Source organism: Mesorhizobium sp. AR10 (assembly GCF_024746795.1).
GTDB lineage: Bacteria > Pseudomonadota > Alphaproteobacteria > Rhizobiales > Rhizobiaceae > Mesorhizobium.
Window position 1 is genome coordinate 2437769 of the sequence record NZ_CP080524.1, and the last position, 12730, is coordinate 2450498.

Here is a 12730-nt window from a genome sequence, read left to right on the forward strand (position 1 = left end):
AGCAATGAGCCGCAACGGCGGCAGCTCTTGCTCGAAGCGGCGCATGAAGCTGGCGCCGACTGGATTCTGGCTATTGATCCCGACGAGCGGCTGGAACGCGGCGCTGCGGATCGAGTCAGGCAATTGACGAGCGGTCACAGACGCATTGCCTGGGGGTTTCGGTTCCGCGAAATGTATTCGCCGACCGAGTACCGGGTTGATGGGCTGTGGGGCGAGAAAATTCAGCATCGTCTGTTCAGAGCTTATGATCCGGCCAACTACCGGTCACAGGACCTGCATGGACTCTGGTATCCTTCCGATCTTGGTTTTAAGGCCAGGAATAGCGGGCTCAACCTCTATCATCTGAAAATGATCGAGCCAAAGCGGCGGATTGCTCGCCGCGATCTCTATCACCATCTCGACCCGAGACATTTGCATCAGGAGGTGGGCTACGACTATCTCGCTGAAGAGGCAGGCGCTGTGTTCGATCAGATTCCGCCCGGACGCGACTATCGCCCGCTTCATGTCGATGACGGCGGCCTTTGGATGGCTGCTGTCCGGCAGGCACCAACGGCAAGCAGGCCTGACGAAATTCCATAGAGCACGTGGAACCAGCTGCCGGTCCCGCAGCTTATCTACGGGAAATTCCGTGGAGAGGACATGCTGGAAAAATCCGGGTCGCTATCCGACCGATCGGCTGCCGGCGAGGCTGCACCAAGGAACGGGGCGCAGGCCTCGGCCGATCAAGCCTCGCTTACCTACATCACCGATACCGAGCTCGGTATTCGCCGTCTGCGCGCCGGCAAGGGATTTGCGTACAAGGCGCCCAACGACCGGGCCATAGGCGAGCGCACCCTTGCCCGGATCAAGGCGCTCGCCATACCGCCGGCCTGGACGCATGTGTGGATTTCGCCCGATGCCACCGGTCACATCCAGGCGACGGGCAGGGACCAGCGGGGACGCAAGCAGTACCGATATCATCCGCAATGGGCACAGGAGCGCGACGGCGCCAAATATTCGAGCCTTGTTGCCTTTGCCGAAAACCTGCCTGAATTGCGGCGTCGGATTGATGCCGACCTGCGCCGTCACGGACTTCCGCTGGAACGCGTGGTGGCGGCGATCGTCTGGCTGCTCGACAACACGATGATCCGCGTCGGCAATGCCGCCTATGCCCGCGACAACAAGAGTTTCGGACTGACCACGCTGCGCGATCGCCATGTCGACATCAAGGGATCGAGCCTGCGCTTCGCGTTCAAGGGCAAGTCCGGCAAGGAATGGAAACTGAAACTCGTTGATCGCCGCATCGCCAAGATCGTGCGCGGGGCGCAGGATCTGCCGGGCCAGAAGCTGTTCCAGTATCTCGACGAAGACGCAAACAGGCGACCGGTCCGCTCCGACGATGTCAATCGCTACATAAGGGAAGCAGCCAGCGCCGATTTCAGTTCGAAACATTTCCGAACTTGGGGCGGCACCATCCATGCCGCGTCGTTGCTTGCGCAAACCGAGCGTCCCGAAAGCCAGGCACAGTTGAAAAGGGTGATGAACGGCGTCATCGACAAGGTCGCCGAGCGGCTGGGCAACACACGCGCCGTCTGTCGCAAATGCTACATCCATCCGCAGGTCTTCGAAGCCTGGTCGCAAGGACGGCTGCTCGGCGAACTGACGGATGCGAACAAGCGCAAGCGATCGATACAAGGTCTCGATGACGAGGAAGCCCTCGTCTTGAGATGGTTGAAGGCCAGCCAAGGCTGACGCAAAGTCAGGCGCATTTTTTTATCGACGCCATGTCGGGATCGGTCCTAGTGTTTCGTCCTTTGACAGAGAAAAGGACATCCCATGCTCTACGCCATCCTCTGCTACGCCTCCGAAGACGTCGTCTGCTCCTGGAGCAAGGCGCAGGACGACGAGGTCATGGCCAATCTCCTCGACGTCCAGGAAAAGTACGCCAAGGCTGGCCGGCTCGGCCCGGTGGCGCGGCTGCTGCCGACGACCGCCGCGACGACACTGAGAAAGGTCAAGGGCGAATCGGTCGTCATCGACGGTCCGTTTGCCGAGACCAAGGAGCAGTTCCTCGGCTTCTACACGCTCGAATGCGCCGATCTCGACGAGGCCGTCGAATTCGCGCGCGAGCTTTCCGAGGTCAATCCCAGCGGCGGCTCCTACGAGATACGGCCGGTTTCCCTCTTCAATCCCGCCAAGGTTCCCGCATGACCGAACTCGCCTGGATCAGCACGGCGATCAGCACCGCCCGCCCGCAGGCGATGGGAGCGCTGTTGCGCTACTTTCGCGATCTCGATGCGGCGGAAGAAGCTTTTCAGGATGCTTGCCTGAGAGCGCTGAACAACTGGCCGAAAAACGGCCCGCCGCGCGATCCGGCAGCCTGGCTGATCTTCGTCGGCCGCAACAGCGGTATCGACGCGGTACGCAAGCGAGCCAAACAGGCGCCGCTTCCGGAGGAGGATCAGATCTCCGACCTGGAAGATGCCGAGACTGACATCGCCGAGCGGCTTGATGGGGCGCATTACCGCGACGACATATTGCGACTGCTGTTCATCTGCTGTCATCCCGACCTGCCGCCGACACAGCAGATCGCGGTGGCGTTGCGCATCGTCTCCGGCCTCACTGTAAAGCAGATCGCCCGCGCCTTCCTTGTCGGCGAAAGCGCCATGGAGCAGCGCATCACCCGCGCCAAGGCGCGCATTGCGGACGCCGGCGTGCCGTTCGAGACGCCGGGCGCGGTCGAGCGTTCGGAGCGGCTCGCCGCTGTCGCTGCGATGGTCTATCTGATCTTCAACGAGGGCTACTCGACCAACAGCGGCGAGGCGCCGGCCCGCGCGCCGCTCTGCGAAGAGGCGATCCGGCTGGCCCGACTGCTGCTGAGGCTGTTTCAGACCGAGCCGGAGATCATGGGTCTGGCAGCGCTGCTGCTGCTCCAGCACGCGCGGGCGCCGGCTCGCTTTGACGCAAATGGCGAGATCGTACTGCTCGAAGACCAGGATCGCAGCCTGTGGAGCCGCAAGATGATCGATGAAGGCCTGGCGCTGGTCGACAAGGCGCTGCGCCATCAAAAGCCTGGCCCCTACCAGGTGCAAGCGGCAATTGCCGCACTGCATGCGCGGGCGGAAAAGCCGGAGGACACCGACTGGACCGAGATCGACCTGCTCTACAGCCTGCTCGAACACATGCAGCCGTCGCCGGTGGTGACGCTCAACCGCGCTGTCGCCGTCTCCAAGGTGCGCGGCCCGGAAGCGGCACTTGCGATGATCGAGCCGCTGGAGCAGAGGCTGTCCGGCTATTTCCACTTCTTCGGCCTCAAGGGCGGCCTGCTGATGCAGCTTGGCCGAGGCGAGGAGGCGCGTGTCGCCTTCGACCGCGCCATCGCGCTTGCCAACACGGCTGCGGAAGCCGCCCATATCCGGATGCATATCGACCGCCTGATGAAAGACGGTGCTGCGCCGGGTGCTACCAAGGCCGCACTCTGATCCATCCGTCTGGTTCAATGGTCTGAGCGCTGCTTAGACCATGCCGGGGTGGTGATTTTCCCCTGAAACGAGTAATGCCACGCCATGACAGCGCCTGATGTGCCGTTCTGCACAGGGGCAGGCATGGCGCAAGGCTTTGACCGACGCCATCAGCGACGGGATGTGAAAGGGATAGAAATGACGATAGCGAAGGAAACAGCCGAACTTCTGGCGAAACTGGGCGTCGCCAAGAGCGCACTTTCGGGCGGCGATCTCATCGTGCGCAGCCCGGTGACCGGCGAGCAGATCGCGGTGCTGAAGACGATCTCGCCAGCCGATGCGGCAAAGACCATCGAAGCCGCCCACAAGGCCTTCCAGACCTGGCGGCTGATGCCGGGGCCGAAGCGTGGCGAATTGGTGCGGCTGCTCGGCGAGGAATTGCGCGCCCACAAGACCGAACTCGGCCGGCTGGTGTCGATCGAGGTCGGCAAGATCCCGTCCGAAGGCCTCGGCGAAGTGCAGGAGATGATCGACATCTGCGATTTCGCCGTCGGCCTCTCCCGGCAATTGTACGGCCTGACCATCGCCACCGAGCGACCCGGGCATCGCATGATGGAGACCTGGCACCCGCTGGGCGTCGTCGGTGTCATCTCGGCTTTCAACTTCCCGGTGGCGGTGTGGTCGTGGAACACAGCGCTGGCGCTGGTCTGCGGCGATGCCGTGGTGTGGAAACCGTCGGAAAAGACGCCGCTGACCGCACTTGCTTGTGAGGCGATCTTCAAGCGCGCGGCAGAGCGCTTCGGTGATGCGCCGGAAGGATTGGCGCCGGTGCTGATCGGCGATCGCGCCGTTGGCGAGATCCTGGTCGACCACCCGAAGGTGGCGCTGGTATCGGCTACCGGCTCGACCCGGATGGGTCGGGATGTCGGTCCGCGGCTGGCCAAGCGCTTTGCGCGCGCCGTGCTGGAGCTTGGCGGCAACAATGCCGGCATCGTCTGCCCGACTGCCGATCTCGACATGGCGCTGCGCGCCATTGCCTTCGGCGCCATGGGCACGGCCGGCCAGCGTTGCACGACGCTGCGGCGCCTGTTCGTCCATGACAGCGTCTATGATACTTTGCTGCCGCGTCTGAAGAAGGCCTATGAGAGCGTTTCGGTCGGCAATCCGCTGGAGACCTCTTCGCTGGTCGGTCCGCTGATCGACAAGGCGGCTTATGACGCCATGCAGAAGGCGCTCAAGGAAGCCACCGCTCATGGCGGCAAGCTGACCGGCGGCACGCGGGTCGAGAACGGCCATCCCGATGCCTATTACGTGCATCCGGCACTGGTCGAAATGCCCAAGCAGGTGGCTCCCGTCACGGAAGAGACCTTCGCGCCGATCCTCTATGTGATGAAATATTCCGATTTCGACGCCGTGCTGGACGAACACAATGCGGTGGGTGCTGGGCTCTCGTCCTCCATCTTCACCCGCGACCTGCAGGAATCCGAACGCTTCCTCGGCGTCGACGGTTCGGACTGCGGCATCGCCAACGTCAATATCGGCACGTCGGGCGCCGAGATCGGCGGCGCCTTCGGCGGCGAAAAGGAGACTGGCGGCGGCCGCGAGAGCGGTTCCGATGCCTGGAAGGCCTATATGCGCCGCGCCACCAACACGGTGAACTACTCCAAGGCGCTGCCGCTGGCGCAGGGCGTGTCTTTCGACATCGACTGAGGACTGCGAAGATTGATCGCTGAGTAGAGGCATCCCCCCGTGCTGGGATGCCTTTGCGGTTACAGGGCCATGCCGCTTGCCGGGTCGAAGAGGCGCAAGGTCTCTTCATCGAAGGCGAATGCTGATGTTTCGCCCTTGGCGACGCGAGCGCGTGGCGGCAGGCAGGCCGTCAGCCGTTGGGTGCCGATCCGGGCCGTGGTGACCAATTCCGGGCCGGTTAGCTCGACAACGTCGATTTCGACCGGCAATGACAGTTCTTTTGCGATGCCCGTCGCCAGACGCAGCGCTTCCGGCCTGATCCCGACAACGACCTGTGCGCCGTCCGCGACCGCGTTGCGAAGGCGGGCGGGCAAGGGCAATCGCGCAGGCGAGCCGGCAATGGCCAGCTTTCCATTCTCGACAACAGCCTGCAGCATGTTCATCGATGGTGCACCGACGAAACCCGCGACGTAGAGTGTTGCCGGGAAATTGTAGATTTCTTCGGGCGTGCCGAGCTGTTCGATCCTGCCGTCGCGCATGACGGCAATGCGCGTCGCCAGCGTCATCGCCTCGATCTGGTCGTGGGTGACATAGACGACGGTTGTCTGCAGAATCTGATGCAGGCGCTTGAGCTCGGTGCGCATTTCCAGCCGCAGCTTTGCATCGAGATTGGAGAGCGGCTCGTCGAACAGGAAGACCTGCGGCTTGCGTACCAACGCTCTGCCGATGGCGACGCGCTGGCGCTGGCCGCCGGAAAGCTGGCTCGGCTTGCGGTCGAGCAGGGCTTCGATCTGCAGGAGTTTTGCGGCTTCGCGCACCGTCTTGTCGCGTTCGGCGACTGATACCCCACGCATTTCCAGCCCGAAACCGATGTTGCGATGAACAGTCAGGTTCGGATAGAGCGCGTAGGACTGGAAGACCATGGCGATGTCGCGGTTCTTGGGATGGACCCCTAGCACTGAGCGGCCGCCAATCAGCACGTCGCCGCTGGTCGCCTCGGCCAGCCCGGCAATGATGTTGAGAAGTGTCGACTTTCCGCACCCTGACGAGCCGAGCAGGACCAGGAACTCGCCGCTTTCCAGCGCGATATCGATGCCTTTCAGCGTTTCGATGGCGCCGTAGTTCTTGCGGATGTTGCGGATTTCAAGCGCGCTCATGGACGGCGTCCTCGAATTGCATAGGCCCGCCATAATTACGGGGCAGAGTGGAGATCGCACGGGATGCCACCCGCGTGGCGGCGGACAGGCAAGTGGCCAGTGGCTGGTCCTGCGCAAGTGCTGCCAGGAAGGCGGCGTTGAAGACGTCACCGGCGCCGATCGTGTCGACAACCCTGACGTTCGGCGCGGCCGCCTCGACCAAGGCGCCGTTCGGGCCGATGGCGAGCGCACCTTGCGGTCCGCGTTTGACTACGACGGTTGCGCCTTTCTTCATCCTGAACCTGATCTCATGCGCGGCGTCTACGGGAGTTTCCAGCCCTGCCAGGGTCAGCGTCTCGACCTCGTTGAAAAGCGCCAGGTCGCAGCGTGAGAGCCAGGTGCGCGTCGCTTCGCAGTTGGCCGCCGTCCAGCCGCCCATCGGCCATCCGGTGTCAAGCGCCACGGCAATGCCGTGACTGTCCGCCCAATCGAAAAACCCATCGTAGTTGCCGGTCAGGTCGTCGGTGAGGAAGGAGCCGCACAACAGGGCATAGCCGCCGGAGAGCCGCTTGCCGTCGAGAACGGCGAAGACATCGGCGAGGCTGAAGCGCGGCAAGTGCCCGCGCGTGGTGAAGAAAGTGCGTTCGCCGTCGGGGTGCGTCATGCCGACGGACAGCGTCGTGCCTTCGGGGCAAACCTGCCATTTGTCGGCCCGGCTGCCGAAGGCTTCGCGAAGCCATCGGCCGAACTGGTCATCGCCGACATTGGCGGCAATCTCGAAGTCGACACCGAGCGCTTCCCAGGCGAGCGCACTGTTTCCCGCCTGTCCGCCGACGCGCAATTCGTCATGATCGACGACGGTTTCCGTTCCCGCCGCCGGCCATGGTGCGACCGGGCCGACAATCAGGTCGACATTGACGTTGCCGATCACCGCAAGCGGTCGCATCATTCGCTCCTGGTGATCTTGGTGGAACGAACCGGCGTGCCGGCATTGTCGACGCGAGCGTCGGCAAAAGCGATCATCAACTGCTGCGCCACCGGCAGCATGGCAAAGATCGCCGCCAGGCCGGAGGCCGGCCTGAACGACAGCGTAGCGGTTCCCGCGACCGGCGCGTCACCTGAGGAATCGAAGACAACGACCGGGGCACCGGCCTCGACTGCTGAAATTGCCATGGCGGTCAACAGGCCCGATGTCTGGTCCTTGCCGCGAAACAGGATGACGCCAATATGTGGGCCGAGCATCTCCATCGGCCCATGACGGAGCTGGCCACCTTCGAGGGAGAAGCACGGCAATCGCGACAGTTCGGTGAGGCCGAGCGCCAGCGCCTCGGCCAGACCCTGCAGCCGGCGGCCTGAGGTGACGATAGCTGTCACCTTGTCCAGTGCGGCGAGCGCATCTTCGATGGCGGCGGTTTCCGGAGCGCTGAGCACGCCGAGCGCTGCCGTCGGATCATCGCCGAGCGCCGCCAGGATCGCGAGGTGCAGGGCAAAGGTGACTGTCAGGCTGCGGGTTGCCGCGAAGGCAAGCTCCGTGCCGCCGGCACCGACGAGGCAGGGCACCGTCCGGGCAAGGAACGAGGTGCTCTCCAGCGTCAGGCCGAAGACATCGGCAGAGCCGCCTTGCTCGGAGAACCATCTGATAACCTCGGCGCTTTCGCCGGATTGCGATGTGATCAGCACGGTCCTGCCCGCCAGTGGCAGTGGCTGGCCAAGCTGTTCGGACAGCGGCAGGGCAAGGGCGTCGATGCCATGCGCGCGATAGAGCGGTTCGACGGTGCGCCCGACAGCGTGCGAGCCGCCCATGCCGAGCAGAAGCAAGCGGCCGCTCTGGCTTATCGAGGCAGCGACCTTGGCCGCCATGGCGGCGTTCTGCTGGAAAGACGCGATCGCATCCGTGTGCTGGCGCGCCATTTCGCGGTCGATCGCGACGAGCCCAGACGGGCGGTTTTTTTCTACAGTCATGGTCATCCTTTGACACCGCCGCTGGTCAGGCCGGAGATCAGCGCGCGTTGCATAACGAGGCCGATGAGCACCGGAGGCAGGGCGGCCAGCACGCCGGCTGTCGCAATCAGTCCGTAGTCGGAGACACGGCCGCCGGCCAGATCGGCGATGGCGACGGTCAAGGTCTTGGCACGCTGGTCCGAGGTGAAGAGCAAGGCGTAGAAGAACTCGTCCCAGGCAAGCAGCACGGCAAACAGCGCGGATGTCGCCATCACTGGTGCCGCAAGCGGCAGCGTGATGATGCGCAGCGTCTGGAACAGGCCGGCGCCGTCGATCATTGCCGCCGCCTCGATCTCGCGCGGGATGGCGTCGAAGCCCGACTTCATCAGCCAGGTGGTGAAGGGCGCCAGGATCGTCAGATAGACCAGCGCCAGGCCAAAGATGTTGTTGAGCAGGCCAAGATGGGAAAGGCCCATATAGAGCGGCACGGCAAGCGCCACCGGCGGCAGCATGTAAGTGGCGATGACCATCGACAGCGACCAGCCGATCGACGGCGTGCGCGAGACGGCCCAGCCGGCGGGGATGGCAAGCAGGAGCGCTGCAATCGTCGCCATGCCGGCGATCTCGAGGCTGTTGCGCAGCGATGCGGTGAAGGCGGCACCGGCGCTGTTCTCGGTCGTCGACAACAATTGCTGGTAGCGGGAGAAGTCGGCGCTTTGCGGCCACCAGCGCAGCGGCTTGGTGGCAAGGTCGGCGGCCGGCGAGATGCTCATGATGAACAGCCAGGCAATGGGGGCGAGGATCACCGCGGCAAGCAGCAGCGCGCAGAGGTAGATGAAGATGGTGAAGGCGGGGCTTTTGCGTTCCATCAGGTGGCGCTCCCGGCGGTCTTCTTCACCAGCGCGGCGTAGGCGACCGCGAGCACGGTGACCAGTAATGTTACGATCAGCGCCAGCGAGGCGCCGGAACCGGCACGCTGGAAGGAAAAGGCTTCCTGGTAGACGAGGATCGACAGCGTGCGTGTGCTGTTGGCCGGGCCACCGCGAGTCATCACCCAGATGATGTCGAAGACCTTGAAGGCCTCGATGGTGCGCAGCACCAGCGCGACCATCAGCGGTCCGGCGAGATAGGGCAGGATCACGAAGCGGAAGCGGGCGAAAGGTCCGGCGCCGTCGACGAGCGAGGCAGCGGTGATGTCGCGCGGGACCGTTTGCAGGGCGGCGAGCGCGATCAGCGCCACCAGCGGGAAATTCTTCCAGCAGTCGGCGACGATCAACGCCGCCAGCGCGGTCCCGGGTTCGCCGAGCCAGGAGCGATAGGCGTCGATAAGGTTCAGCTGCGTCAATGCCGCGTTCAGCGCGCCATATTCCGGATTGTAGATCAGCCGCCACAGCGTGGCGTTGACCACGGTCGGCAGTGCCCAGGGCAGGATCATCAGCGCCCGCAGGAAGGTGCGGCCGCGAAACTCCTGGTTCAGCAACAGTGCCGCCAGAACGCCGATCACCATTTCGATGGCGACGGACGCAACGGCAAACCACGTCGTGGTGATCAGCGTGCGCGAGAAGTTCGAGCTCGACAGCATCTTGGTGTAGTTGTCGATGCCGACGAAACTGCCCGCCGTGCCGACCAGCTTGGCGTCGGTGAAGGACAGGCCGACGGTATCGACGAGCGGCCAGCCGATGACGGCGACCATGACCACGAGAAGCGGCAGCATTAGCAGCCACGCACGGGTTGTCATCCAGGTGCCCGACATCGGAGCAGCCTCTCTTCATTCATCGCGATTTGAGAGATAACACGGGCGACGCAAAGCCGCCCGTGTTTCAGGCATAAGGTCGGCTCAGAGGCCGCTGTTTTCAGCAGCCGTCTTCAGCGCGTCCTCCGGCGAAGCCGAACCGAGCAGGGCTTCCTGGATCGCCTGCTGCAGGGCGGTCGACATCTCCTGGTATTTCGGCGTGGTCGGGCGCGGATACATGGCGGCAAGCCCGACCTTGGCCGTGGCGATCAGTTCTTCCTGGCCCTTGGTGACGGCCGGATCGTCGTAGGACGACGCCCAGATCGGCAGGCTGAGCTTGGCGTACTGGTTCTGTGTCGCCTGCGAAGTCATGAACTCGATGTACTTCCAGGCTTCGTCCGGGTGCTTGCTGACCGCGGTGACGCCAAGACCCATCGAACCGTTGACGGCCGAAACCTCGCTCTTGCCGGCAATGCCGGGCGCCGGCACGACGCCGACCTTGCCCGCCACCTTGCTGTCCTTGGGATTGTTGGCCATGTTGTACATGTAGGTCCAGTTGAGCGCGAAGGCGGCGTCGCCATTCTCGAAGACCTTGCGGACATCCTCTTCGAGGAATTCCTTGGAATTCGGATTGGTGAGGCCAGACTTGTAGCTGGCGACCATGTATTTCAGCGCGTCGAGCCCGCCGCCGTTCTGGAAGTCGGGCTTGCCGTCCTTGAGGAAATCACCGCCATAGGCGCTGACCAGCATGGCGTAGTCACAGATCACGGCTTCGGCCTGCGACCAGCTCCAGGCGATGGGCGTCGCCAGCAGGCCCTTGTCCTTGATGATCTTGGCTTGCTCGCTGAGTTCGTCCCAGGTCTTGGGCGGGGTCTTGATGCCGGCCTTCTCGAGAATTTCCTTGTTGTAGAACAGATACTTGGTATCGAGGATCCAGGGCATGCCGTAATATTTGCCGTCATATTCGACGGTGGTCCAGGCGCCGGGCAGCACGCCTTTCTTCATGTCGTCGGTGATCTTCGGCGACACGTCGACCAGCACCTTGTTGGTCGCATATTCGGCCGGCCAGATGACGTCGAACAGCACAACGTCGTAGCCGCCGCCTGATCCTTGCGCCAGCACCGTCTTGTCGTGAAGTCCCTCATAGGGGACGAATTCGAGATTGACCTTGACGTCCGGATTGGCCTTGGTGAAGGCCTCCGTCATGGCGCGGACGTCGGCCTCGCTGTAGGCGGCTTGCGCCATGAACAGCGCATTCAACGACGTTTCGGCGAAAGCGTGGGGAACCTGCAATCCTCCAACGAAGACTGCACCCAAGAGTGTCTTACCGATCGATTTCAGCATTTCCATCTCCCATTGCAAGCGTTGATGAGTTGGTGGTGCCGGCGTTGCACCGCCTCCTCGAACTGATGTCGCGTGACCTGGACTTCCTCGAGTGACCGGCGGCGATAGGCACTCAGCCTTGGCCGTCTTTTTCTGGAGCGCTCGGTTCCACCATTAAGTCAATCCGCTTGACTTAATTAGTCGATCAATAGTTTATTGGAGTCAAGAGGGAAACGCCGGTGCACGATATCAGCCCGATCCGCGCCAAAAGCGGCACCAACCAGGAAGGCACGAGCGCGCACAACCGCCGTGTCATGATCGAGGCGTTGCGGCTCAACGGCGCGCTCTCTCGCGCCGACCTGGCGCGGGCGACACAGCTGACCAAACAGGCGGTTTCCAACATCATCGAGGATCTTGAGCGCGATGGCCTTGTCGTGGCGCTGGATACGGTGAGGAAGGGCAGGGGCCAGCCTTCGACCCCTTACAGTCTGGTTCCGGAAGGCGCCTTCGCCATAGGGCTGCAGATCGACCGCCACCTGACGCGGGCGGTTGCCGTCGACTTGGTCGGCAGCGTCCTGGCGCGCGCCGAGGCAAACTTGCCCGTCGATGAACCGTCGAGGGGCGTCAAGGTCATCCTCGGTCTCATCGATGGCGTCAGACGCCAACTGGCGGATATTTCCAGCCAGTCCGAAAATCGGCTCGTCGGCCTCGGCGTTGCCATGCCCGGCCCTTTCGGGGTGAAAAATTCCGATGACAAATGGATGATGCCGGCCTGGCAGAAGTTTCCGCTGCTGGAGACGCTTGCCGCCGGCACCGGACTGAATGTCGGGCTGCAGAACGACGCGGCGGCTTGCGCGACGGCAGAGCGCATCGTCGGAGCCGCGCATGGTGTCGATCATGCGGTTTGCCTCTATGTCGGCTACGGCATCGGTGCGGGACTCATCCTCAATGGCGAACTCTATAGCGGCGGCAACGGCAATGCTGGTGAGATCGGCATGGCATTGCTGTCGCCGGCCGGTCCCGGCTCGACGCCGCTCGAGCATCGCGCTTCGCTCGCCTCGCTCTACCAGCACCTGGACATGAACCCTGCCGATGGGGGCCTCTACGAACAGATGAATGCACTGGCCATGGCTGAGGACCCGAAGATCATGGCCTGGATCGAGGGCGCCGCGCATGACCTTCGCTGGAGCGTGCACCTCATCGAAACCATCTTCGATCCGCAAACAGTCATTCTGACCAGTGGTGCGCCGGAAGCGCTGGCTCGCCGGCTGCTGGAAGCGATGCACCCGCTGCTGCCGTCGATCGCCGACCGGCCCGGACGGCTATTGCCGCGCCTGCAACTCGGCATCACCGATCCCTGGTCGATCGCACTGGGTGCCGCGGCCGAGCCGATCAGCCGTGCCTTCGACCCGCGTTTCTCGGCGATCCTGAAGACACGATCCGGCAGCTTCTGAGAAAAGCCGCCGCAA

General features: G+C 63.3%; 12 protein-coding genes. 6 read left to right on the forward strand and 6 right to left on the reverse strand.

From position 1 onward, the window contains the following. Positions 1-27 precede the first annotated feature (27 nt). The 5 genes from LHFGNBLO_RS15345 (at position 28) to LHFGNBLO_RS15365 (ending at position 5150) form a co-directional block, all read left to right on the forward strand. The gene (locus LHFGNBLO_RS15345) at positions 28-579 is read left to right on the forward strand and encodes a hypothetical protein (RefSeq protein WP_258608675.1); all 552 of its coding nucleotides are present in this window, start codon (positions 28-30) and stop codon (positions 577-579) included. 60 nt (positions 580-639) lie between these two features. Next, on the forward strand, positions 640-1731 hold the full coding sequence (locus tag LHFGNBLO_RS15350; protein ID WP_258608677.1) for a DNA topoisomerase IB: 1092 nt from the start codon (positions 640-642) through the stop codon (positions 1729-1731). 84 nt (positions 1732-1815) lie between these two features. Continuing rightward, positions 1816-2190: a YciI family protein gene (locus tag LHFGNBLO_RS15355; RefSeq protein WP_258608679.1), complete on the forward strand. Its 375-nt coding sequence runs from the start codon at positions 1816-1818 to the stop codon at positions 2188-2190. After that, positions 2187-3461, forward strand: a complete 1275-nt coding sequence (locus LHFGNBLO_RS15360) for an RNA polymerase sigma factor (RefSeq protein WP_258608680.1) — start codon at positions 2187-2189, stop codon at positions 3459-3461. The genes LHFGNBLO_RS15355 and LHFGNBLO_RS15360 overlap by 4 nt, the downstream gene beginning before the upstream one ends. Positions 3462-3638: 177 nt before the next feature. Continuing rightward, positions 3639-5150, forward strand: coding sequence for an aldehyde dehydrogenase family protein (locus LHFGNBLO_RS15365; protein ID WP_258608681.1), 1512 nt, complete (start codon positions 3639-3641; stop codon positions 5148-5150). Positions 5151-5209: 59 nt separating this feature from the next. Here LHFGNBLO_RS15365 and LHFGNBLO_RS15370 read toward each other — a convergent pair whose 3' ends face one another. From LHFGNBLO_RS15370 to LHFGNBLO_RS15395, 6 genes are all read right to left on the reverse strand, one after another. Next, entirely contained in the window at positions 5210-6286 is a 1077-nt protein-coding gene (locus LHFGNBLO_RS15370) for an ABC transporter ATP-binding protein (protein ID WP_258608682.1), read from the reverse strand. Next, entirely contained in the window at positions 6273-7211 is a 939-nt protein-coding gene (locus LHFGNBLO_RS15375; protein ID WP_258609743.1) for a PfkB family carbohydrate kinase, read from the reverse strand. Before LHFGNBLO_RS15375 ends, LHFGNBLO_RS15370 begins: the two co-directional genes overlap by 14 nt. After that, entirely contained in the window at positions 7211-8233 is a 1023-nt protein-coding gene (locus LHFGNBLO_RS15380) for an SIS domain-containing protein (protein ID WP_258608690.1), read from the reverse strand. The genes LHFGNBLO_RS15375 and LHFGNBLO_RS15380 overlap by 1 nt, the downstream gene beginning before the upstream one ends. After that, on the reverse strand, positions 8230-9075 hold the full coding sequence (locus tag LHFGNBLO_RS15385) for a carbohydrate ABC transporter permease (RefSeq protein ID WP_258608691.1): 846 nt from the start codon (positions 9073-9075) through the stop codon (positions 8230-8232). Before LHFGNBLO_RS15385 ends, LHFGNBLO_RS15380 begins: the two co-directional genes overlap by 4 nt. Next, positions 9075-9959 carry a carbohydrate ABC transporter permease gene (locus tag LHFGNBLO_RS15390; protein WP_258608692.1) on the reverse strand — a complete coding sequence of 295 codons (885 nt, stop codon included), beginning with the start codon at positions 9957-9959 and terminating at the stop codon, positions 9075-9077. The genes LHFGNBLO_RS15385 and LHFGNBLO_RS15390 overlap by 1 nt, the downstream gene beginning before the upstream one ends. An 84-nt stretch (positions 9960-10043) precedes the next feature. Continuing rightward, positions 10044-11282, reverse strand: a complete 1239-nt coding sequence (locus LHFGNBLO_RS15395; protein ID WP_258608693.1) for an extracellular solute-binding protein — start codon at positions 11280-11282, stop codon at positions 10044-10046. Positions 11283-11500: 218 nt separating this feature from the next. Here LHFGNBLO_RS15395 and LHFGNBLO_RS15400 point away from each other — a divergent pair, with 218 nt between their 5' ends. After that, positions 11501-12715: an ROK family transcriptional regulator gene (locus LHFGNBLO_RS15400; protein WP_258608694.1), complete on the forward strand. Its 1215-nt coding sequence runs from the start codon at positions 11501-11503 to the stop codon at positions 12713-12715. The last annotated feature ends 15 nt before the right edge of the window (positions 12716-12730 follow it).